We start from the raw sequence: 21,183 nt of genomic DNA, 5'->3' as shown, positions 1-21,183 counted from the left end.
GTTGAAGGGACCCCGTATGTCCGATGCCCTCCCGGGCACCGCCGCTGCCAGCTTGGTCCCAGGCCAGGCAGTCGCGCGCCCGCTCCCGTCGATGCTGCTCTGCCTGTCCCACCTGCGCTGGGACTTCGTCTTCCAGCGGCCGCAGCACCTGCTGACGCGGGCGGCGCGAACCTATGCCGTGGTCTTCTTCGAGGAGCCGATCTTCCATCCCGGCATCGCCCCGCGGCTGGACCGGCGGCAGACGCCGGAAGGGGTGACGGTCGCCGTGCCCCTGCTGCCCGAGGGCATGCCCGCCGGGGCGGCGGTCGCGGCGCAGCGGCAGCTGCTGGACGAGTTGCTGGCCGAGTCGGCCGCGGCCTCGCTGATCGCCTGGTTCTATACGCCGATGGCGCTGGAATTCGCCGGGCACCTGGCGCCGGCGGTGACCGTCTACGACTGCATGGACGAGCTCTCGGCCTTCCGCGGCGCGCCGCCGCGGATGCTGACCCTGGAGCAGGAGCTGATCTCCCGCGCCGACCTGGTCTTCACCGGCGGCCGCAGCCTGTACGAGGCCAAGCGGAACCGCCATCCGCGGGTGTCCTGCTTCCCCTCCTCGATCGATACCTCGCATTTCGCCGCCGCCCGCCAGGGCGCCGACGACCCGGCGGACCAGGCGGGCATCCCGCATCCGCGCATCGGCTTCTTCGGGGTGATCGACGAGCGGATGGATGCCGGGCTGGTCGGCGCCCTGGCCGCCGCCCGGCCGGACTGGTCCTTCGTGATGATCGGCCCGGTGGTGAAGATCGATCCCGCGGACCTGCCGCGGCTGCCGAACGTCCACTGGCTGGGCGGGCGCAGCTACCCGGAGCTGCCGCGCTACCTCGCGGGCTGGAACGCCGGCTTCATGCCCTTCGCGCTGAACGAGAGCACCAAGTTCATCAGCCCGACCAAGACGCCTGAATTCCTGGCGGCCGGCCTGCCGGTGGTTTCCACGGCGATCACCGACGTGGTGCGCGACTGGGGGCCGAAGGCCGACGGCGGACCTGGGCTGGTCGAGATCGCGGCCGAGCCGGTGGCCTTCGCCGCCGCCCTGCAGCGGGTGCTGGAGCAGGCCGGCGCGCCCTGGCTGAAGCAGGTCGATCGCCGGCTGGCGCAGATCTCCTGGGACCAGACCTGGGCCGAGATGGACGGCCAGATCGAGGCCGCGCTGCGGGCCGCGACGCGCCAGAAATCCGGCGCGGATACCACCACGATGCGGAGGGCGGGCCATGTTTGACTGGCTTATCGTTGGCGCCGGCTTCGCCGGCAGCGTACTGGCCGAACGGCTGGCGAGCGTGCGGGGCGAGAAGGTGCTGGTCATCGACCGGCGGCCGCATATCGGCGGCAATGCCTATGATCACCTGGACGAGGCCGGGCTGCTGATCCACCGCTACGGCCCGCACATCTTCCACACCAATTCGAAGCAGGTCTTCGACCACCTCTCGCGCTTCACCGGCTGGCGGCCCTACGAGCACCGCGTGCTCGCCGAGGTCACCAAGCCCGGCACCGATGAGACGGTGCGGGTGCCGATGCCGATCAACCTCGACACCATCAACCGGCTGTATGACCTGTCGCTGGACCAGGACGAGGTCGAGGGCTGGCTGGCCGCGCGGGCGGAGCAGGTGCCGACGATCCGGACCTCGGAGGATGTCGTCGTCTCCAAGGTCGGGCGCGAGCTCTACGAGAAGTTCTTCCGCGGCTATACCCGCAAGCAATGGGCGCTCGACCCGTCCGAGCTGGACAAGTCGGTGACGGCGCGGGTGCCGACCCGGACGAATACCGACGACCGCTACTTCACCGATACCTTCCAGGCAATGCCGGCCGATGGCTATACCAAGATGTTCGAGAAGATGCTGTCGCATCCGAACATCACCATCCGCACCGGCGTGGACTATGCCGAGGTGCGCGACAGCATCCCGCACAAGCGGGTGATTTGGACCGGGCCGGTCGACGAGTATTTCGGCTTCCGCTACGGCAAGCTGCCCTACCGCTCGCTCCGCTTCGAGCACAGCATACTGGACCAGGCCGAGTACCAGCCGGTCGGGACGGTGAACTACCCCGCCGAGGAGGTGCCCTATACCCGCATCAGCGAGTACAAGCACCTGACCGGGCAGGTCCATCCGAAGACCAGCATCACCGCGGAATTCCCGAGCGCCGAGGGCGATCCCTACTACCCGATCCCCCGGCCGGAGAACCAGGCGCTGTACAAGCGCTACGAGGCCCTGGCCGATGCGGCGCAGGATGTCTGGTTCGTCGGCCGGCTGGCGACCTACCGCTACTACAACATGGACCAGATCGTCGGGCAGGCGCTGGCGACCTTCACGAAGATCGACGCCAGCCTACCGCCGGAAGCGGCGAACGACGACGCCGAGGCGCTGCGCCGCGCCGCCGCGGGGGACTAGCCCGCCACGGTGAAGATGCGGCCGCAGGCGGCGGCCGGGCCAGGGTCCAGGCCCAGCCCCGCCAGGCAGGCCCAGACGCCGACCGAGGCGGAATCGAGCACGGGGATGCCCAGCTCGGCTTCCATCGCCGGCACGGCAAGCCAGCCCGGCAGGTTGGTGCTCCAGATCAGCACGGCCTCGGCGCCGGGCGCGAGGATCCGGACCAGCGCTGCGAGCCGCCCGGGCGGCACCGCGCCGGCCGCGCGGTTGTCGCCGATGCCGAGCCCGCGGGTCGCGATCGTCTCCACCGCGAAGCCGCGGCCATGCGCCGCCGCATCCGCGGCGCTGCCCTGGGCCAGGATGCCGATGCGGCGGATGCCGAGGCGGGCCAGCAGGGTCGCGGTTGCCAGCGCCGTCGTCGTGGCGGGGCAACCCGCGGCTTCCGCCATGACCGCGGCGAGGGCCCTGTCGGTCGCCAGCCCGAGCGCGGCGCCCTTCGAGCCGTTCCAGCAGACCACCTCGGCGCCGGCATGGCCGAGCAGCCGCGCCGCCTCGCGGTAGCTCGGCAGGTCGTAGCCGTCGGCCGGCTGGCCGAGGCCCTGGCCCCAGTAGGGGATGCGGGCGACGCAGGAATCGACCTGCGGGAAGGCCGGCATGATCGCCGCCAGGGCACGCTCCACGGTGCGGTTCGAGGAGGGCAGGATGGTGCCGATGACGCGGCGGGGCTTCGATGGCGCTGTCATGGCACGGTCAGCACCCCGACCGTGGCGCCGGCCATGCAGCAGGCGATGCTGGCGGCGACCAGGCTCGGCAGGCCGAGGCGGATGATCTCGGCCCGGCGCTCCGGGCACATCGCCGCCATGCCGGTCACCATGATCCCGACCGAGGCGAAATTGGTGAAGCCGCAGAGCGCATAGGTGAGGATGATGCGGGACCGCTCCGCCAGCCCGGCGCCGCCGCTGGCCGCCAGCTGCAGGTAGCTGACGAACTCGTTCACCACGACCTTCACGCCGAGGCTCCGGGCGACCGTCGCGCAGTCCTCGACGGGGACGCCCATGGCGAAGGCCAGCGGCCAGAAGACCCAGCCGACCACCTGCTGCAGGGTCAGGCCGCCCAGCGGCTCCAGCATGCCGTTCAGCAGCGCCACCAGCGCGACGAAGACCACCAGCGCCGCCATGATGCCGAACAGCAGCTGCAGCCCGTCGGCGGTGCCGCGGACGATGGCGTCCATGGTGCTGTCGTAGATGCGTGGGGCTTCGACCGCCGGCGTGTCCTGCGGCGTCTCCCGCTCGGGCCGCATCAGCAGGGCGGCGAGGATGGCACCGGGGGCCGAGACCAGGCTGGCGGTGAGCAATTGGCCGGCGGCATCGGGGACCACCGGGGCGATCATCGTGGCATAGACCACCAGCATGTTGCCGCTGATGGTCGCCAGCCCGGCCACCATCGCGACGAACAGCTCGGCCCGGGTCAGCGTCGCCAGCCAGGGGCGGATCAGCAGCGGCGCCTCCACCATGCCGACGAAGACATTGGCGGCGACCGAGAGGTTGCAGGCGCCGGAAAGGCCGAACAGCCGGCGCAGGCCACGGGCCAGCACATCCACCACCAGCGGCATCACCCGCCAGTGGTACAGCACGGCCGAGAGCGCCCCGACCAGCAGCACCAGCGGCAGCGCCTGGAAGAACAGGATGAAGCTGCCGCCCGGGGTGAGCTCGGCATAGGGCAGCGGGCCGCCGCCGAGGTAGCCGAAGACCAGGGTGGTGCCGGCGCGGGTGGCGGTGGCCAGGGCATTGACCGCATTCCCCACCAGGGCGAAGCCGGCCCGCAGCGGCGGGACATGCAGCAGCGCCGCGGCGATCAGCAGCTGCCCGCCGAGACCGGCGACCACCACCCGGGCACGGACGCCCCGGCGGAAGCCGCCGCAGGCCCAGGCCAGCAAACACAGCAGCGGCAGCCCGGCCAGGGCCTGGAGTTGCAGCAGGCTCATGGCGTGGCGGTCACTGGGCGGCGGCCTTCATCGGGGAGGGCGGGTCCATCTCCACCGCCTCGATCCGCGCCCCGGCGGCGGTGATCTTCTGCGCGGTGATCTCGATCTGCTGCACGTCCTGCTGCATCTCGGCGAAGTGGCGCTTGAGGTTGGCGACGCGGCGGTCCAGCCGGCCGGTCTCCTCCGCCAGCCTCGAGACCTCGAGGCGGAGGTGCTGCGCCTCGGCCCGCAGCCGGACGTCGCGCATCAAGGCGCGCATCGCCCCCAGCACCGCCCAGAGCGTGCCGGGCGAGACGAGGTAGACACCGCGGCGCGCGGCCTCCTGCACCAGCCCGCCATGCACCGCATGCAGGTCGGCGTGCAGCGCTTCGGAGGGGAGGAAGATCAGCGCCCCCTCGGCGGTCTCGCCGGGGCGGATGTATTTTGTCGCGACGTCGTCGACATGCCGGCGGATGTCGGTCGCCAGCCGGCGCTGGGCCAGGGCGCGGGCGGCGTCGTCCGGCGCGGCGCGCAGCGCCTGCCAGGCCTCGAGCGGGAATTTGCTGTCGATGGCGATCGGCCCGGGCGGGAAGGGCAGGCGGATCAGCGCGTCGCAGCGGACCCCGCTGGCGAGGGTGTACTGCCAGGCCCAGCCATCCGCCGGCAGCCGGTCCGCCAGCATGTCCCGCAGTTGCACCTCGCCGAAGGCGCCGCGCGACTGCTTGTTGCCGAGAATGCCCGAGAGCGTCGTCACCTGGGTGCCCAGCGCCTCGATATTCGCGCGGGCGGCATCGATGACGGCCAGGCGTTCATGGATGCGGCGGGCGCTGTCCTGGGTGCGGTCGGCGCTCTCGGCGAGACTCCGGGCGAGGCGCTCGTTCTGCGCCGCCACGGCGCCGTCGAGCCGCTGGGAGAGCGCGTCCATCCGGTCGGCCAGCAGCGCCACGCCGTCGTTGCCGCGAGGCCGGAAGGCCAGCACCACCAGCATGCCGGCCAGCGCGGCCGCCACCGGCACCAGAACCGGCAAGATCCACTCCGGCACGCCGCATCCCCCGAGTCGCAGGCGGGCAGCCTTGCATGTCCGGGCCTCCGGCCGCGAGCCTCAGGGCGCCCGCAGGTTCTCCCGCAGGGTGCGGCCGGCGTATTCGCGGCGGAACAGGCCGCGGCGTTGCAGCTCGGGCACGACCAGGCGGCCGAATTCCTCGAACATCAGCGGCGAGACGGTCGGCGAGAGCACGAAGCCGTCGCAGCCGCCGGCGCGGAACAGGTCCTCCATATGATCGGCGACCATGGCGGCGGTGCCGACGACCAGGCCGCGCGGCCGGCTGGCGGCCTCGGCGAAGCTGATGCCCTCGGCCTTCATGAGCTGGAGCACGCGGTCCTCGGTCCCCTGGATTCCCTGGTGGCCCTGGGCGGCGGAGAGCGCCTCCGGCGTGCGGTGCTGGCTGAGGTCGGCGCCGAGCATGGTGGAATTGGTGGCCAGCGTCAGCTCCGGGTTGATCAGGGACTGCAGGTGGGCGGCCTTCTCCCGGGCGATGGACGCGGTCTCGCCCAGCACCACCGAGAGCGCGGGCAGGATGGCGCACTCCTCCGGTGCGCGGCCGGCGGCGGCGACGCGGGCCTTCATGTCGGCATAGAAGGCCAGTGTCTCCGCCCGGCCGTGCGAGGCGCAGAAGACCGCCTCCGCCCAGCGCGCGGCGAAGGCGCGGCCGCGCGGGGAGGCGCCGGCCTGGAGGAAGACCGGCCGGGTCTGCGGGCTGCGCGGCATCGCCAGCGGGCCGCGGGTGGTGACGTATTGCCCGGCGTAGTCGGCGTAGCGGATGCGGTCGGGATCGGCGAAGCGGCCTGCCGCGGCATCCAGCACCAGCGCATCGGGCTCCCATCCCTCCCAGAGGGCGCAGCAGGCCTCCAGCATCTCATCCGCCTGATCGTAGCGCTGGTCCTTGGGCGGCAGGGTCATGCCGAAGTTGCGCGCCTCGAATTCGGTGGCGGAGGTGACGACGTTCCAGCAGGCGCGGCCGCCGCTGAGGTGGTCGAGCGTCGAGAGCATCCGCGCCAGCAGGTAGGGCGGGTGGAAGGTGGTCGAGAGCGTGGCGCCGAGGCCGAGGTGGCGGGTGACGCGGGCCATCAGCGGCAGCACCAGCATCGGGTCGAGGTAGCTGATCTGCCCGCCCAGCTCGACATAGGGGCGGAAGCTGCCGCGGTGGATGTCCGCGATGCCGAAGGCGTCGGCGTAGAAGCAGCCGTCGAAGCGGGCGGCTTCCAGCACCCGGGCGATGTGCTCGTAGCGGGCGGGGTCGAGGATGTTCTGCAGGTCGGCGCCGGGATGGCGCCAGCCGCCGGCATGGTTGGCGGTGGGGCCGGTCTTCAGGTAGGCGACCAGGTTCATCCGGCGGGGCATGGCACTACTCCTTCGGGCCCTGTGCCTGCCCGGGCGGATGGCGTCGTCCCGGATCGGCGTCCTGCGGCCGGAGTGTGGGCGGGGCGCCGCCGGCCGTCGAGGGCCGGGCCGCCGGGCCCGGCTTGCTCCCGCCCGGGCGAGCCGCCATCTTCGACTTTGATGGCATCCAGGGAGAAAGTGGTGGCGACGACTGCAGGGCATGACGGCGCCGGCCCGGACGCCTCGCTGCGGCATGCGGCGCGGCTCGGGCGGCTGGCCGAGCTGGCGGTGCGCGTGGGCCTCGGCCTGACCCCGGGGCAGGAGCTGGTGATGACCGCACCGGTGGAGGCGCTGCCGCTGGCGCGGCTGATCACCGAGCAGGCCTACCGGGCCGGCGCCAGCCTGGTCACCACCATCCTGGGCGACGACCAGTCGACGCTGGCGCGCTTCCGCCATGCCCCGGAGGCCAGCTTCGATGCCGCCCCCGCCTGGCTGTACGACGGCATGGCGCAGGCCTTCCGCGACGGCGCGGCCCGGCTGGCCATCGTCGGCGACGATCCCACGCTGCTGGCCGGGCAGGACCCGGCGAAGGTGGCGCGGGCCAACCGGGCGCGGTCGCTGGCCTATCGGCCGGCGCTGGAGCTGATCACCGCCACCGCCATCAACTGGACCCTGGTCGCCCATGCGACGCCGGCCTGGGCCCGCTGCATGTTCCCCGACCTCGACGAGGCGGCGGCGGTGGCCCGCTTGTGGGACGCCATCTTCGCCGCCTCCCGGGTCGACGAACCGGACCCGGTGGAGGCCTGGGCGCAGCACAATGCCCGGCTGATGGCCAAGCGGCGGATGCTGAACGAGCGGCGCTACGCCGCGCTGCACTTCCGTGGCCCGGGCACCGACCTGCGGGTCGGCCTGGCCGATGGCCATGCCTGGATGGGCGGGCTCTCGACCGCGAAGAACGGCATCACCGGCAACCCGAACATCCCGACCGAGGAGGTCTTCACCACGCCCCACTGCCTGCGGGTCGAGGGCGTGGTCGCGGCCAGCAAGCCGCTGGCCTACCAGGGCACGCTGATCCGCGACATCCGGGTGCGGTTCGAGGCGGGGCGGATCACCGAGGCCGCGGCCAGCGCCGGCCAGCCGGTGCTGGAGCGGATGATCGGCACCGACGACGGCGCCCGCCGCCTGGGCGAGGTGGCGCTGGTGCCGCATTCCAACCCGATCTCGCAGAGCGGGCTGCTGTTCTACAACACGCTGTTCGACGAGAATGCCGCCAGCCACATCGCGCTCGGCCAGGCCTATTCGAAATGCTTCGTCGATCCCGGGCTGGAGGCGGCCCAGCTGGCCGAACGCGGCGCCAATCGCAGCCTGATCCACGTGGACTGGATGATCGGCTCGGGCGAGACCGAGGTCGACGGGCTGGACGCGGCGGGCCAGGCCGAGCCGCTGATGCGCCGGGGCGAGTGGGTGCGGTAGCGGCGCGCCCGGGGCCGCGCGGATGATCGGGTCCGGGGTGGCGCTGCAGAGCTTCGTGCTGGCCTTCTCCGCGCTCTTCTCCATCGTCAACCCGATCGGCGCCTCGCTCATCTTCAGCCAGGTGACGGCGGAGCGGACGCATGCGGCGCGGGTGGCGCTGGCCCGCCGCATCGGCTGCTACGCGGCGCTGGTGATGCTGGGCTCGCTGTGGTTCGGCGCCTACCTGCTTGAGTTCTTCGGCGTCAGCCTGGCGGCGCTCCGCATCGCCGGCGGGCTGGTCGTGGCGACCCGGGCCTGGAGCCTGCTCTCGGCGCCGGAGCATATCGAGGCGCGCAAGCAGGAGCAGGCCGAGGGGGCCGAGGGCGAGGAGGATGTCGCCTTCTTCCCGCTCACCATGCCCTTCACCACCGGGCCCGGGACCATATCGGTGGCGATCGCCCTCGGGGCCAACCGGCCTGCGGGGGGAATCACGGCGATCCTGCCCTTCTTCGCCGGCATCTCGGCCGCCGCCATCCTCGTGGCGGCGGCGGTCTGGCTGGCCTATGCCTCGGCGGACCGGCTGACGGGGCTGCTGGGGGAGGCGCGCGCCCGCGTCGTCACCCGGCTGGCCGCCTTCCTCATGCTCTGCGTCGGCACCCAGATCACCCTGAGCGGCGTGACCGACGTGCTCGGGTCCCTGCTGGCAGCGAACCGGTAAGGGAATCGGCGCAGTCCGGGATCGGGCCTTGGCCGCCGCGCCGGGCGGGCCGGCCTCGCCGAAGGGAAGATGTGTCGATGCGCCTGGGACCGCCCTGGACTCCGAAGCTGATCGTGGCGCGGCGGCGGACCGCCATGGCCGCCCCCCTGGCCTCCCCCCTGGCCTGCCTGCTGCTCGGCATGGCGCTGCTGGCGGGCTGCAGCCCGCGGGTCGTGGGGCTCGGTGCGCCGGTCACCACGCCGGCGATCGGGGCGGGGCATCTCCGCACGGCCGACGGCCTTCGCCTGGCGCTGCACGAATGGCAGCCGGACGGCCCGCCCCGGGCGCAGCTGCTGGCGCTGCACGGGCTGAACGACCACGCCGCCAATTTCATCGCCGAAAGCGCCCCGCCGCTGCGCGCGGGCGGGCTGCGCCTCCTCGCCTACGACCAGCGCGGCCATGCGGGCAATCCGCACCGGGGGATCTGGGCCGGCCCCGAGGCCCTGGCGAGCGACGCGGTGGCGGCCATCCGGCTGATCCGCGCGCAGCGGCCCGATGTCCCGCTCTTCGTGCTCGGCGAGAGCATGGGGGCGAATGTCGCCCTGCTGGCGGCGGAGCGGCTGCAGGCGGCGGGGGAGGCGTCGCTGGTCGACGGCTGGATCCTGCTCGCGCCGGGGCTGTGGCGGCTCGAGGAGATGAATGCGGTGACGGCGGCGTCCTTCCGCCTGGCCCTGCTGCAATTCCCCAGCCTCGGCGTGTCCTCGGCCTCGCCCGCCATGATCGCCACCGACAACCAGGCCGCGCTGGACCGCTTCGCCGAGGACCCCCTCACCGTGAAGGACACCCGGGTGGATGTCGTGGCCGGGCTGCTGGAGATGAACGGGATCTCCAAGGCCGCGGTGGCGCGGTGCTGCGCGGCGCCGACGCTGTTCCTGTACGGGGCGAAGGACAACGTCACCGAGCAGGCGCCGACGGTCGCCACCCTGCGCCGCCTGCCGGCCGGCGGCGGCGGCCGGGTGGGGCTGTACCGGCAGGGATGGCACATCCTGCTGCGCGACCAGCAGCGGGCGGTGGTGGCGGAGGACATCCTGGCCTTCACCCGCGCGCCGCAGGCGGCCCTGCCTTCGGGGGCGGAGCAGGAGGGCGCGGCCTGGATCGCCAGGGGCGCCTTCTAGCGCCGACCCCGGCCGGACCGGCGGGCCAAGACCGCGCCGGCAACGACGCGGTGCGGTCAGGCGGCCCGCCGCGCCACTAACTCCTGATGCCTCGGCATGGAAACCGGGTAGCCTGCCCCGGTTTCCATGAACTCGTCCAGGATCGTACCGATCGCGGCGCGTTCCGGCGGGTGAGGGTTTGACGGTACCTTTGGCATCACTGCCCTGGCTGCTCGCCACGATCTGCTGCGCCCTGTCGCTGACCGCGGCGGTCGCGGCGGTGGTGCATGCGGCCCGGGTCCGGCCTGCCTCCCGCCGCTGCGAGGGCGGGGTCACGCTGATCCTGCCGCTGGCCGGCCCGACGCCGGCGCTCGCGGCGCTGTTCCGGGCGCTGGCGGCGCAGACCCTGCGGCCACGGCGGCTCATCGTGGCGGTCGAGGGCCCGGCCGATCCGGCCGCCGCCCAGGCCCTGTCCCTGGCCGCCCTGCTGCCCTTCCCGCTGCAGCTGGCCTTCGCCGCGCATACGAGGACCCGCAGCCACAAGTGCAGCAACCTGATCGCCGGCTTCCGGCAGCTGGACGAGGAGGACGCCGCCGCGGTGATGCTCGATGCCGACATCCTGCCGCAGCGGTGGTGGCTGTCGACGCTGGCGAGCCCGGCGCTGGAGGGCAGCTGGGACCTGGTCACCGGCTACCGCTGGCCCCTGACCGCGGGGGCGGGCGTCCTGGCGCAGTACCTCGCCTGGCTCGACCGCGGCTTCGCCGTGCTGCCGAAATTCCAGGCCTCCGCCTTCGCCTGGGGCGGCTCGCTCGCCTTCTCCCGCCGGGCGCTGGCGGTGCTGGACGTGCCGGCGGTCCTCGACCGCGTGCTCTCGGACGACCTGGCGATCGGGACCGCGGCCCGCCGGGCGGGGCTGCGGGTGCTGACGCGCCGGATCCTGCTGCTGCCGACTCCGCCCGAGGGCGGGGTCGCCTCCTTCATGCGGCGGCAGATGCGGATCGTGCACCTCTATCGCCCGCTGCTGTTCCACGCCTCGCTGCTGGTCTTCGGCCTGGACCTGGCCGGCTGGGTGGCGCTGCTGGGCCTGGCGGCCGGGTCGGGCCTGGCGCAGGGGCTCGTCCTCGGCCTGCTGGCGCTGCGGCTGCTGCGCTGGGGGCTGCAGGACCGGCTGGGCCGGCTGATCGGCGCCCCGGAGCCGCGCCGCGAGCGGCTCCGCCAGCTGCTGGTCGCGCTCACCCCGCCGGTCGGCACCCTGGTGACGCTGGTGCTCCTGCTGCAGGCGGTGCCGTGCCGGCGGCTGTCCTGGCGGCACGTCTCCTATGCCCTGGATGGCCCGGACCGGGTGCGCGTCCTGCCCTAGCGCCCCCGGCCTAGCGCCCCCGGCTGCCGCCCCCGTGTTGAATCCCCGGGGTGGAGGGGCCAGCATGCGGGACCCGCGCAAGACGGGTTCGCAACGGAGGAACGCCAGGATGGACTTCAGCGGAAAGGTCGCCGTGGTGACGGGCGGCGCGAATGGCATCGGCCGCGCCGTCTCGCTGGGCTTCGCCCGGCAGGGCGCGAAGGTGGTGGTGGTGGATCGCGATGCCGAGGCCGGCGCGGCGGTCGCCGCCGAGATCGGCCGGGCGGCGATCTTCCGCGCCGCCGACGTGACCCGCTCGGCCGATGTGCAGGCCTATGTGCAGGCGGCGCTCGACAGCTTCGGCCGGATCGACTGCTTCCACAACAACGCCGGCATCGAGGGCAAGGTCGCGCCGACCGCGGAGTACGACGAAGCGGTCTTCGACGCGGTCATGGGCGTCAACGTCAAGGGCGTCTTCCTCGGCCTGCGCCACGTGCTGCCGGTGATGATCCGCCAGCGCGGCGGCGCGGTGGTGAACACCGCCTCCATCGCCGGGATGATCGGCACCGCGGGCATGCCGGCCTATGTCGCCTCCAAGCATGCGGTGATGGGCCTCACGAAGGTCGCCGCCGGCGAGGTCGGGCCGCTCGGCGTCCGGGTCAATGCCATCTGCCCCGGACCGATCGCCACGCGCATGGTGCAGGACATCGCCCGGCAGGTGTCGCCGAACAACCCGGAGGGGCTCGAGGCCCGCTACGCCGGCTCGATCCCGCTGCGCCGCTACGGCACCGCGGAGGAGGTGGCGAACCTCGTGCTGTTCCTCTGCTCCGACCTCGCCGGCAACATCACCGGCGCGCAATACGCGATCGACGGCGGGCGGACGGCGGCCCCGGTCGGCATCTCGGCCGGCAGCCTGGATTAGCCGGCGGCAGGGGCAGGCCGCCGTCGGGCGGTGGGCTCAGTCCACCGCCGCGACCAGGCTGTAGACCGACATCGGGTCGAGCCTGTAGCGGGTCGGCGTCAGGCTGCGCAGGGTCACGCCGGGGTTCGCGCCGCGGAACAGGCTGAGGGCCAGCTCCACCTCGCGCGAGAGCTCCTGCTCGGCGATGCTCGCCATCTCGTAGCCGTCGAAGCCGGCGAGGTAGCAGGTCTGGGTGCCGAGCGCCTGGGTCGCGCCGAGGGCCAGGCCGAGCGGGCCGGTATCCGACACCGGGCCGATCTTCCCCGGCTGGTCCATGCGCAGCGCCGGGGCCTGGAAGACCGAGAGGTCGACGTCGCCGGGCAGGCAGCCCGGGACGCGCGGCGGCGTCGGCACGACGACGGCGGCGATGCCGCCGAGATGGTCGTGCGTGCCGGCGCGGAAGGCGTCGTGCCCCGGCAGGCACAGCAGCTGGGTGCCGCCGATCCGGCGGGCATGGGCGAGGTGGCGCGTGCTGGAGAAGACGACCAGCGGCCGGGTCCTGGCGACGAAGCGGCTGATGGCCTCCAGGTGCCGGGTGACCGAGGGGCCGCCGCCGATCAGCAGCACGCAGGGCGCGGCGAAGCTGTTGGGCCGCAGTTCCGGGTAGGGCTGCAGGTCGACGTCGCCGCCGCTCTGCCGCTGCAGCGCCTGGATGATCGAGTGAACCGAGTAGCGGTTCTTCGAGATCCAATCCATGACGTCCTTCTGCGGCAGGTTGTTCGCGCCGGACAGCATGTAGGGCAGGTTGGTGCCCCATTCGTGGACCCGGCGCAGCGCCTCGAAGGGCGCCACGGCGCTGCTCAGCGCCTGGTAGTCGAGCGGCTCGTTGCCGCCCTGGCCGGCGAGGTGGATGAGGGCGGTCTCGGTCCGCAGGTTGCCGGCGCCGCGGCCCATGCCGGTGAAGGTGCCGTCCACCACGTCGGCGCCGCCCTCGATGGCGGCGAGGGTATTGGCGAAGGCCAGGCACATGTTGTCGTGCCCGTGGAAGCCGATGATCTTGTTGGGCAGCGCTTCCCGCAGCTCGCGGAACAGCGCCGACACGCTGGAGGGCAGGCAGCCGCCGTAGCTGTCGACCAGGGCCAGGCTTACGTAGCTGTCCGACTCGTCGAAGGCGGTGCGGATCTGCGAAAGGTCGTTCTGGAAGGTCGAGAGGTACATGACGTTGAAGCCGACCTTGAGGCCGATGTCCTTCAGCGCCCGGGCCAGGCCCACGCCATGCCCGAGCGCATTCGGCGCCACGGTGATCCGCACCAGGTCCACCAGATGGGCGATCGGGCCGAACAGGGTGGCGAGCCGCTCCGGCTGGTAATTCTTGCCGTCGATCATGACGACGAGCTTCTGGTCGGGCCGCAGGACGGCGCGCACCGATGTCAGCATCTCCGGCGTCAGGAAATAGTATTCGCCGAAATAGCCCTCGGCGGGATCGTTCACGTAGCCGATCTCGATGTAGGTGATCGGCAGGCGGGCGATGCTGCTGAGATAGGTCCGGACCGTTTCCGGCTCGAAGTCCCAGTTCGTGTAATACCCGCCGTCACGCAACGTGCAATCGAGCACCTGGACCATGGGGATCTCCTGCGGGCGATCTGAAAGGTGGTGAACGCACTATGCGAAATATCTACCATGACGCGCTTTGTCCGGGCAATATCCAACCATAGACAAGGCATGGGGCCTACGGTCGGGACCGGGGTGTCAGGGCCTTCGGGCCGGGCGTCGCCGGCCGGCGCTGCCAGCCGCCGCGGCCTGCACGGCTTTCTGGCAGGCGCCGGATCGGGGATTTCCGCGAGCATGCGCCGCATGTCTTGCCGGAAGATTGTCGCGCCCCGGCCGGGCACCGCCGCGGCCAGCCGGGGGCGATGCGCGGCCCCCGGCGACGGCGGGCCGGATGGTTGCGCCGGTCCTGGCCCGACCATACAAGGCCCGGGCGCCCGGCGGCCGCAGACAAGGACGAGGAGCTGACCGATGTATCCAGGCATCACGGCGGATCCGGCGGCGGACGCGACCCTGGCCGATGCTTTCACCCTGTCGTCGAGGCTGTTGCCGGACGACGACGCCGCCGAATTCCTGGTGACGCTGTCGAGGCTGCCCGCCGCGCTCGCGGGGGCCAGGCTCCGGCTGCGTCTCGGCCCGACGACGGTGATGGCGATCAGCCTGCCGCCGGAGTCCCGGGATGCCCCGCTGCGCTTCGGCCCGACGCGGCTGCCGCTGTGGAAGCTCCGGCGCCAGCGGGCATTCGACGTCGTCGTCTCGAGCGAGGGCGACGCGCCGCCTCTGCGCTGTGCCGTCACCCGCCTGTCCGGCGAGCTGCTGGAAGCGCTGACCCTGCCGAGCCCTGAGGCGTTCTTCGACAGGATCCAGCTGCACCACCGCCGCTACAAGGACCCCAGGCTGCTGATGCTCGGGGCGATCTCGGCCTACGGGCGCTTCGCGGATTTCGAGGTGCGGGCGGCCGCCCTGACCATTCCCGCGCATCGCCTGCTGGAGCGCGACTTCCGCCGCTTCGACGCGCATGACCTCGAGCTGATGCGCTGGATCTGCGACCAGGGGCTGGATCTGGTCGATGAGGGCGCCGGGCTGCTGGCGCGGACGGCCAGCCCCAAATGGACGCTGGTGCGCTGGACCGTGTCCCTGGCCACGGTCTGCGGCCTGCTCTCGATCTGCCAGGACCGGCTGGACCACGCGACCCGGTTCTTCGGCGTCGCCGCGTCGCAGACGGAGCGCGTCACCATCTCGCCGGTCAGCGCCCTCAACCTGGTGAATGCCTGCTTCATCCATGGCCTGCTGCTGGCGGCGGAGGGGGGGCTGGAGCAGGCCCGGGACTCGCTCGAGCGCGGCGTCAGGGCCTTCCCGATCTGTGCCGGCGCGCAGAATGTCATGCGCAACGTCTGGGTGCTGGGCGACCTGCTGAACGTCTGCAAGGCGTCCCGCAGCTGCTTCCTGGCCCTGGGGCGGCTCGGCCTGCTGCAGCCGAAGTCGGAGCCGCAGATGAAGGCGACCGATTCCATCGACCTCGGGCAGATCCAGTCGCCGCTCCAGGCCATCCTCCGGGCCGGCCGGTCGCCACGGCTCCTGGCCGCGGTCCAGGACATCGCCGGCCGCCCGCTCGGTCCCGGGATCGGCGGCTGACGCGGCCCGGCGCCGGGGGCTGCGCTGGAGCAAACTCCGATCTGATGGACTCATCAGGCCGGAGGTATTTGCTCGCCACAACAACAGGCTAGAGCGGGCTCGGTGAGCCAGTGCGAACGGAAACCGCTCTAGCGGTGCCCGCTGCCCTGCCGCAGCCGCCACAGCTCGGCCGCGATCGCGAAATCCTCCTCCCAGTCGACGTCGACGGTCTTGTCCTTGGGAATGCAGTGCAGCAGCGGGCGGCGGCCGACCCGGTCGCTGCAGGCCCTGTAGACCTCGACGGCGGCGATGAAGATGGCGCTGTTGACCTCGTACAGCGGCGCCAGGGTCTGGGTCCGCGGCCATTTCTCCTGCGCCCGGTCGTAGTTGACCGGCCTGCCCTCGCCGCTCCAGATGAAGGTCTTCAGCTCGGTCACGCCCAGCAGGCTGTCGTGCGTGCCGGCGGCCAGCGCCTGCCGGTAGGCCGCGATGGCCAGGCCGTACTCCGCCGCCCCGAAGAACGGCGAGGTCACATGGGTCCAGAGCACGTCGCCCTCCGGCAGGATGCCGGGCACGTAGGTGATGACATCGTCGGTCCGCGTCGATGAGGCGCAGAGGTGGTCCGGGCGCCGGTCGAGCCTCAGGCGCCCGCCATGGGCGCTGAGCCAGGGCTGCGCGATCTCGATGACCGCCGCGTCGTTGGTCGACAGGACGACCTGGTCGATCGCGGCACAGCCGAGGAGCTGCTCCAGCTTGATGCCCAGCAGCCCGTCCGGCCGGTCGGCGAAGGGGCGGGTATTCTTGTGCGGGACCCGCTGGCTGCCGGCGCGGCACGGCAGGAAGGCAATGACGGGCATCGGTACACTCACCTCACAACAGGGGGACAAGCCCACGGAGATCGCGGATCGTCGGGAAGCCGGTCTCCGCTGCCAGGGCCCGCATCCGACGCTTGGCGGTGGAGAAATGGTCGGCGTAGATGAAGCGGCAGCCCGTCGCCGCCGCGGCCTTCCAGTCGGCCTCGGCATCGCCGACGAAGACCACCTCCGGCATCGGCGCGCGGATGCCGAGCTGCGCCGCCACCAGGGCGAGGTTGTCGACCTTGGTCGCGGGCGAGCCGTGAATGGCCGCGAACCACCGTGCCAGGCCGCGCTCGGCGAAGACCGCCGCCAGCTCGGCGCCGTCGGAGCCCGAGACGACGAAGAGCGGGACGCCCGCGTCCTGCAGCTGGCGCAGCACGCCGACCATGCCGGGCGTCGCGGGGCAGCGGACGTAGCGGGCATAGAGCGCGCTGCCATAGGCGGCGCACAGGGCGTCGCGCGAGGTCGCGGGGTAGGGGGACAGGTCCTGCCAGCCCAGCAGCGCATCGAAGAGGCGATAGCGCGACATGCCGAAATTCGCCCGCTGGAAGACCCGGAAGCGGGCGACATCGGCCGCCGCGAAGCCGGCGCCCTGCAGCACCTGTTCGAAGATGGCCGTCTTCAGCCGGTTGGAGGCGAGGAGCACGCCGTCACAGTCGAAGACGACGGCCCGCGGCTTGCGCGTCATGCCGCCGCCCTGCCGGTTCCGCCGCGGCAGGGCGCCCGCCCGGGGGCCGCCGTCGGCGCGGGTCCTGCGGAGCCTGTCTCGGGAAAGCCTCGGGCAGCGTCCGGGTGCATCGGCAGGGCCTTGCGACGTGACATGCGGGTTGCGTTTGCTGCACCGGCAGAATAGCCAAGGACGGGTGGTGCGGCAATCGATGATCCCGCCATGATTGATGGGGGCGGGGCCGGCGCCGGCTCCCGGGCGCCGGCAGGACAGGTCAGAGGCGGGTGACCGATGCCTGCAGCGGACGCGGCCCCTCGCTGGAGCGGACCGGCTCCGGCCGCGCCGGCACGCAGTCGGCGGGATCGGTGCCCGCCGTCCCGCTCATCACCAGGAGGGAGCGGTAATCGGCGCCCGGCCTCGGCACCACCAAGCAGCCGGCGTGCAGCACGAGGAGGTTCGAGGCATCGACGTGGTAGTCGACGGCGCCGGCGCTGTCGGCGCCCGGGCCGCCGAGATGGCCGCCCTCGACGACGCCGACCCGCGTCGGCACCGGGCTCCAGAGGATGACGTGGCTCGCCCCGCTGGCCGGATCGCCGCCATCGCGGATGGCCCGCAGCATGCTGTCGACGTCGGTCACCCGCTCGGTCCTCAGGGTGACCTCGTTCAGCACCGTCAGCTCGAGCAGCTTCCTGCCCAGGGTGGCGGCGGCCTCCTCGGGCGACTGCGGCACCGTGGGATCCATGTCGAGCGGCACCTCATGGACGCCGAACCGGGCCAGGCCGCGCAGGATGTCGTATTCGGCGCCGGCGATGATGTTCCGCCGCCGCAGCCAGCGGATGCGCCGCAGCATGTCGTCGGCCTTCAGCTCGCCGGCCCGGCCGGGGGTCCCGGCCCCGCCGACCCGGCTGCCGCGCTGGAGCAGCAGGGCCTCCGCATCCGCCAGGCGCACGACGACGGAGGCCAGCTCCGCATGCTCGGGCAGGCTGATGGGGAAGCTGAAGCCGAGGTAGCCGTCGTCCAGGCCGGCATCCGCCAGGTCCTGCCGGAACCGGTCCACCCGGCCGGTGCCGATGCAGACTCCGTCGGAGAAGGCCAGGATCAGGGCGTCACGCAGCGGCGCGGTCCGCGAATAGATCCAGCCGGACACCAGCTGCGCGGAAACTTCCTCGATCGCACCCTTGATCACATCTGTGCTCCACCGGTTGAGTCAGGTCAGGTGCCGCGCTTCTTTCGTTGTCCCCGCAGGAGAGCCACGTCGAGCATCGGGGAGGAGGGGCTGGCCGTGGTCGTCGGCCCGTCATCGGCCGAGCCCGGCCGGGCCGCGGCGGCGAAGGCCTGCAGGTAGCGCCGCGCCATCTCGACCGGGCCGAAGGGCTGCGGGATATGGGCCAGCAGCGCCGCGTGGGTCGCGGGATCGGTCGCCGTCGCGATGATCCGGGCGAGGTCGTTGCCGTCGCCGCGGCGGAAGTGCAGCCCGGTGACGCCGTTCCTGACCTTCTCGGCCATGCCGCCGATGCCGGTGCAGATCACCGGCCGGCCGGCGGCATAGGCTTCCTGGATGACGACCGGCGAATTCTCCCACCAGACGCTCGGCGTCAGGACATAGTCGCATTCGCGCATGAGATCGAAGACGGCGCCGTTCTCGTAGGGTCCGGTGAAGCGCAGGAAGGGCAGGCTTGCCGTCAGCTCCTGCAGCCGGGCGCGGAAGTCGTCCGGGACGCCCATCAGGTTGCCGTGGATGCGGATCTCGATCCGCTCGGCCATGCCGGGCATGCCGGCCAGGCGCTCCGCCGCGGTCAGCAGGACATCGACGCCCTTGAAGGGGGTGACCTGGCCGAAGTAGCCGAAGACCCAGGTGGATTTCTGCCCCGCGGCCGGCCCCTCATCCTGCTCCGGGATGAAGCGCGCCAGGCCATTCTCGATCATCCCCATCCGCGCGGCGGGGACGCCCCACTGCACGAAGCGGTCGATCAGGAACTGGCTCGGCGCGATGAAGTGGTCCACCGCCGCGAAGCTGTCGCGGAACAGCTCGGCCCGCAGGCCCATGCGGCGCCAGCCCAGCTCGGGGAAGCAGGCGCCGCAGGCGCTCTCGGTCGCCATCGAGCACAGGCTGCGATGCGGCCGGGTCACCATCTGCCCGTGGTGGTGGCAGATGGCCAGGAACTCGTGCAGCGTCACCACCGTGCGCAGGTCGGGCGTCAGTGCCAGGTCGCGCAGGGCGTTGATGCCGAAGCTCATGAAGTGGTGGAAGTTCAGCAGCCGCGCGCCGGTCTCGCGGAGGATGCCGCGGAGCTGCTGCAGCGTGGCGGCGTCGCCCAGCTGATAGAGGTGGTCGTAGGCCGCGGGGTCGTGGAAGACCGCGTATTCATCGGCCCCGAGATCCAGCTGGTCCCGCAGCGGCAGGGGCACGGCGGCGATGAAGACGGCGGGGATGCCGAGCGCCCGCAGGCCCTGGAACAGCGTATGGGCCGCGATCTCCGCCCCGCCCTTGGAGATCGAGGGATGGGCATGGGAGATGATGGCGACCGGCAGCAGCGCCTGCAGCCCGGGATCCAGCTCGATGCTCATCGGCTGCCGCCCTGCGCCGGGGCCGCCGCATCGACGGATTCGAGCATCCGGTCGGGCCGGCCGCCCAGTGCGGTCATGCGGGCCCGGCCGGCCACCCGTGCCGCCGGGCCGAGGAAGGCCTGGCCATGGGTCGCGCCGACCGCCGGGCTGGCGGTGGCCAGGTGGGCGCGGAAGTTGGCGGCGGTCCAGACCATGCCGGCCAGGGCCGCGCCATTGGTGGCGGTCAGCACGGACAGCGCTTCCTCCTCCCCCATCAGCCTGTCGAGGCTGCCGGACCAGGCCGCGGCATCCGGGAAGGCGCCGGCGCCCACGACCATGAAGCGCCGGGCGCCCAGGCTGTCGAGGATGGCCGGCAGCGCCAGGAAGGGCTTGCTGGTATCGTCCATGGTGAAGAGGGCGCAGGGCGCGCCGGTGGCCGTCCGCACCCAGTCGGCCATCAGCGGCAGCTGCGCCCGCGCCATGCCCTGTTCCGCCACCAGGGCGACGGCCGGAAGCGGGTCGCGGCCCCGCAGCCGCAGCGCCAGCTGGTCGACCATCAGCCGGGCATCGGAGGGATGCGGAGGCAGGATGGCGATGACGTAGCGTTCGGCCTGCGGCGCCGTGCCCAGCATCTGCGACGCCGCCAGCCGGCCCGCCATCTCGTCGCGCACGGCGCCGGCGAAATCCGCGAAGAAGGTCTCGTTCGCCAGGGCGGGGTAGAAGCGCAGCGCCGCCTCATAGGGCACCGCATGGCCGAGCCGGCGCACCACCTGCGGCTCGAGGGCGAAATTCACCGAGGTCCCGTCCGAGAACCAGGCCTTGAGGACCGGCGAGACCAGATCCTCGGGCTGCAGCATGCCGGTCATGGCGGCGACGAAGCCGGCCCGATCGAGCAGGCCGGGCAGCTTCGGGGCGGCGGCGCCGAGATCCGGCCGCGGCAGGAAATAGAGGCTGCCGGGGAGGCTGTGCAGCACCCGGTCGGCCAGCTTCACCGAGAGCCTGACCAGGCGCTTCGTCGGGCTGAGCAGCCAGCCATGCACGAAGCAGCCGAAGCCGGGCAGCGCCAGGATCTCATCGACCGCGGCCTCGACCGTGGCGCCCGAGACCGCCGCGGTGTCGGGCAGCCAGCTCCGGCCGCTCAGCATGGCGCCGCGCAGGGCATTGACGCGCCCGGCATGGCACAGCGCCTGGACCCGGCCGAACTCCGCCGCGAAGCCGGGGCCGTCCTGCAGCCGCAGCGGGCTGACGCTGCGGATGAATTGCCGCAGCTCCGGGCCGAGGAAGACGAAGACGTCGGTGGTCTCCGCGCCGGGCTGCCAATCGGTCTGCAGCAGGCCGACGAAGGCATGCGCATCGGGCGGCAGGTCGGCGCGTTCGTAGCAGGCCAGCGCCATGGCGCCGGCGTATTTGCGCCGATCCGCGAGCACCACCGGGAATTCCTGCCCGGCGTCGCGCCTGACCCAGCCGGTGAGCCATACCGCGCCGGGCCGTTCGGCCCAGATGGTCTCGACGTAGCCCGCCAGGTGATCGGACACCGGGCGCAGCGGCTGGGCGAGCAGCTCGGCCGCGGCCTGCGCATGCGCTTCCAGGACGCTGCGGAGATCGAGGTCGGCGGCGGGGCGGCTGGGCTCCATGACGGATGGACCGCTCAGGCGGCGGGGTGCG

Annotated in this window: 18 protein-coding genes; 8 read left to right on the top strand and 10 right to left on the bottom strand. The window is 72.4% G+C overall.

What is annotated here, in order from left to right; genetic code table 11:
* The first annotated feature begins 16 nt into the window (after positions 1-16).
* Together QWZ14_RS24440 and glf are read left to right on the top strand one after the other, a co-directional pair.
* On the top strand, positions 17-1,255 hold the full coding sequence (locus QWZ14_RS24440; protein WP_290319583.1) for a glycosyltransferase: 1,239 nt from the start codon (positions 17-19) through the stop codon (positions 1,253-1,255).
* Positions 1,248-2,420 carry a UDP-galactopyranose mutase gene (gene glf, locus QWZ14_RS24435; RefSeq protein WP_290319582.1) on the top strand — a complete coding sequence of 391 codons (1,173 nt, stop codon included), beginning with the start codon at positions 1,248-1,250 and terminating at the stop codon, positions 2,418-2,420. Before QWZ14_RS24440 ends, glf begins: the two co-directional genes overlap by 8 nt.
* Here the strand turns inward: glf and QWZ14_RS24430 are convergent.
* The 4 genes from QWZ14_RS24430 to QWZ14_RS24415 are packed head-to-tail and all read right to left on the bottom strand — an operon-like array spanning position 2,417 to position 6,763.
* Positions 2,417-3,142, bottom strand: a complete 726-nt coding sequence (locus tag QWZ14_RS24430; RefSeq protein ID WP_290319581.1) for an aspartate racemase/maleate isomerase family protein — start codon at positions 3,140-3,142, stop codon at positions 2,417-2,419. The two genes, glf and QWZ14_RS24430, sit on opposite strands and share 4 nt — an antisense overlap.
* Positions 3,139-4,383, bottom strand: coding sequence for a NupC/NupG family nucleoside CNT transporter (locus QWZ14_RS24425; RefSeq protein WP_290319580.1), 1,245 nt, complete (start codon positions 4,381-4,383; stop codon positions 3,139-3,141). The genes QWZ14_RS24430 and QWZ14_RS24425 overlap by 4 nt, the downstream gene beginning before the upstream one ends.
* Positions 4,384-4,393: 10 nt before the next feature.
* The gene (locus tag QWZ14_RS24420) at positions 4,394-5,404 is read right to left on the bottom strand and encodes a DNA recombination protein RmuC (protein ID WP_290319579.1); all 1,011 of its coding nucleotides are present in this window, start codon (positions 5,402-5,404) and stop codon (positions 4,394-4,396) included.
* Positions 5,405-5,464: 60 nt separating this feature from the next.
* Positions 5,465-6,763 carry an NtaA/DmoA family FMN-dependent monooxygenase gene (locus QWZ14_RS24415; RefSeq protein WP_290319578.1) on the bottom strand — a complete coding sequence of 433 codons (1,299 nt, stop codon included), beginning with the start codon at positions 6,761-6,763 and terminating at the stop codon, positions 5,465-5,467.
* A 180-nt stretch (positions 6,764-6,943) separates the two neighbouring features.
* Here QWZ14_RS24415 and QWZ14_RS24410 point away from each other — a divergent pair, with 180 nt between their 5' ends.
* From QWZ14_RS24410 to QWZ14_RS24390, 5 genes are all read left to right on the top strand, one after another.
* Positions 6,944-8,215, top strand: a complete 1,272-nt coding sequence (locus tag QWZ14_RS24410) for an aminopeptidase (protein WP_377751566.1) — start codon at positions 6,944-6,946, stop codon at positions 8,213-8,215.
* Positions 8,216-8,237: 22 nt separating this feature from the next.
* Entirely contained in the window at positions 8,238-8,912 is a 675-nt protein-coding gene (locus QWZ14_RS24405; RefSeq protein WP_290319577.1) for a MarC family protein, read from the top strand.
* Positions 8,913-8,989: 77 nt separating this feature from the next.
* The gene (locus QWZ14_RS24400) at positions 8,990-10,066 is read left to right on the top strand and encodes an alpha/beta fold hydrolase (RefSeq protein WP_290319576.1); all 1,077 of its coding nucleotides are present in this window, start codon (positions 8,990-8,992) and stop codon (positions 10,064-10,066) included.
* A 190-nt stretch (positions 10,067-10,256) separates the two neighbouring features.
* Positions 10,257-11,405 (top strand): glycosyltransferase, encoded by a 1,149-nt coding sequence (locus QWZ14_RS24395; RefSeq protein ID WP_290319575.1) that lies wholly within the window; start codon positions 10,257-10,259, stop codon positions 11,403-11,405.
* A gap of 109 nt (positions 11,406-11,514) precedes the next feature.
* Positions 11,515-12,306 carry an SDR family NAD(P)-dependent oxidoreductase gene (locus QWZ14_RS24390; protein ID WP_290319574.1) on the top strand — a complete coding sequence of 264 codons (792 nt, stop codon included), beginning with the start codon at positions 11,515-11,517 and terminating at the stop codon, positions 12,304-12,306.
* A 36-nt stretch (positions 12,307-12,342) separates the two neighbouring features.
* On the opposite strand, the gene QWZ14_RS24385 is transcribed toward QWZ14_RS24390, so the two are convergent.
* The gene (locus QWZ14_RS24385) at positions 12,343-13,908 is read right to left on the bottom strand and encodes a beta/alpha barrel domain-containing protein (protein ID WP_290319573.1); all 1,566 of its coding nucleotides are present in this window, start codon (positions 13,906-13,908) and stop codon (positions 12,343-12,345) included.
* Positions 13,909-14,304: 396 nt separating this feature from the next.
* Between QWZ14_RS24385 and QWZ14_RS24380 the strand changes: the two genes are divergently transcribed.
* On the top strand, positions 14,305-15,468 hold the full coding sequence (locus QWZ14_RS24380; RefSeq protein WP_290319571.1) for a hypothetical protein: 1,164 nt from the start codon (positions 14,305-14,307) through the stop codon (positions 15,466-15,468).
* 128 nt (positions 15,469-15,596) lie between these two features.
* Here the strand turns inward: QWZ14_RS24380 and QWZ14_RS24375 are convergent, their stop codons facing one another.
* From QWZ14_RS24375 to QWZ14_RS24355, 5 genes are all read right to left on the bottom strand, one after another.
* Positions 15,597-16,304, bottom strand: a complete 708-nt coding sequence (locus tag QWZ14_RS24375) for an acylneuraminate cytidylyltransferase family protein (RefSeq protein ID WP_290319570.1) — start codon at positions 16,302-16,304, stop codon at positions 15,597-15,599.
* A gap of 13 nt (positions 16,305-16,317) precedes the next feature.
* Positions 16,318-16,992, bottom strand: a complete 675-nt coding sequence (locus tag QWZ14_RS24370; protein ID WP_290319569.1) for an HAD family hydrolase — start codon at positions 16,990-16,992, stop codon at positions 16,318-16,320.
* 253 nt (positions 16,993-17,245) lie between these two features.
* Positions 17,246-18,157 (bottom strand): hypothetical protein, encoded by a 912-nt coding sequence (locus tag QWZ14_RS24365; protein WP_290319568.1) that lies wholly within the window; start codon positions 18,155-18,157, stop codon positions 17,246-17,248.
* Between the two features lie 26 nt (positions 18,158-18,183).
* Positions 18,184-19,539 (bottom strand): glycosyltransferase, encoded by a 1,356-nt coding sequence (locus QWZ14_RS24360; RefSeq protein WP_290319567.1) that lies wholly within the window; start codon positions 19,537-19,539, stop codon positions 18,184-18,186.
* Entirely contained in the window at positions 19,536-21,152 is a 1,617-nt protein-coding gene (locus QWZ14_RS24355) for a hypothetical protein (RefSeq protein WP_290319566.1), read from the bottom strand. The genes QWZ14_RS24360 and QWZ14_RS24355 overlap by 4 nt, the downstream gene beginning before the upstream one ends.
* Positions 21,153-21,183 lie beyond the last annotated feature (31 nt).

It is taken from the genome of Paeniroseomonas aquatica (assembly GCF_030409335.1).
In the GTDB taxonomy this organism is placed as follows: Bacteria; Pseudomonadota; Alphaproteobacteria; order Acetobacterales; family Acetobacteraceae; genus Belnapia; species Belnapia aquatica.
This window is presented reverse-complemented; position numbering and strand designations above follow the sequence as displayed.

Excerpts from the sequence above, each read along its gene's own strand:
- QWZ14_RS24360 (WP_290319567.1), bottom strand. The coding sequence starts at position 19,539 with ATGAGCATCGAGCTGGATCCCGGGCTGCAGGCGCTGCTGCCGGTCGCC.
- QWZ14_RS24385 (WP_290319573.1), bottom strand. The coding sequence starts at position 13,908 with ATGGTCCAGGTGCTCGATTGCACGTTGCGTGACGGCGGGTATTACACG.
- QWZ14_RS24370 (WP_290319569.1), bottom strand. The coding sequence starts at position 16,992 with ATGACGCGCAAGCCGCGGGCCGTCGTCTTCGACTGTGACGGCGTGCTC.
- QWZ14_RS24400 (WP_290319576.1), top strand. The coding sequence starts at position 8,990 with ATGCGCCTGGGACCGCCCTGGACTCCGAAGCTGATCGTGGCGCGGCGG.
- QWZ14_RS24440 (WP_290319583.1), top strand. The coding sequence starts at position 17 with ATGTCCGATGCCCTCCCGGGCACCGCCGCTGCCAGCTTGGTCCCAGGC.
- QWZ14_RS24380 (WP_290319571.1), top strand. The coding sequence starts at position 14,305 with ATGTATCCAGGCATCACGGCGGATCCGGCGGCGGACGCGACCCTGGCC.
- glf (WP_290319582.1), top strand. The coding sequence starts at position 1,248 with ATGTTTGACTGGCTTATCGTTGGCGCCGGCTTCGCCGGCAGCGTACTG.
- QWZ14_RS24430 (WP_290319581.1), bottom strand. The coding sequence starts at position 3,142 with ATGACAGCGCCATCGAAGCCCCGCCGCGTCATCGGCACCATCCTGCCC.
- QWZ14_RS24415 (WP_290319578.1), bottom strand. The coding sequence starts at position 6,763 with ATGCCCCGCCGGATGAACCTGGTCGCCTACCTGAAGACCGGCCCCACC.
- QWZ14_RS24425 (WP_290319580.1), bottom strand. The coding sequence starts at position 4,383 with ATGAGCCTGCTGCAACTCCAGGCCCTGGCCGGGCTGCCGCTGCTGTGT.
- QWZ14_RS24375 (WP_290319570.1), bottom strand. The coding sequence starts at position 16,304 with ATGCCCGTCATTGCCTTCCTGCCGTGCCGCGCCGGCAGCCAGCGGGTC.
- QWZ14_RS24405 (WP_290319577.1), top strand. The coding sequence starts at position 8,238 with ATGATCGGGTCCGGGGTGGCGCTGCAGAGCTTCGTGCTGGCCTTCTCC.
- QWZ14_RS24355 (WP_290319566.1), bottom strand. The coding sequence starts at position 21,152 with ATGGAGCCCAGCCGCCCCGCCGCCGACCTCGATCTCCGCAGCGTCCTG.
- QWZ14_RS24390 (WP_290319574.1), top strand. The coding sequence starts at position 11,515 with ATGGACTTCAGCGGAAAGGTCGCCGTGGTGACGGGCGGCGCGAATGGC.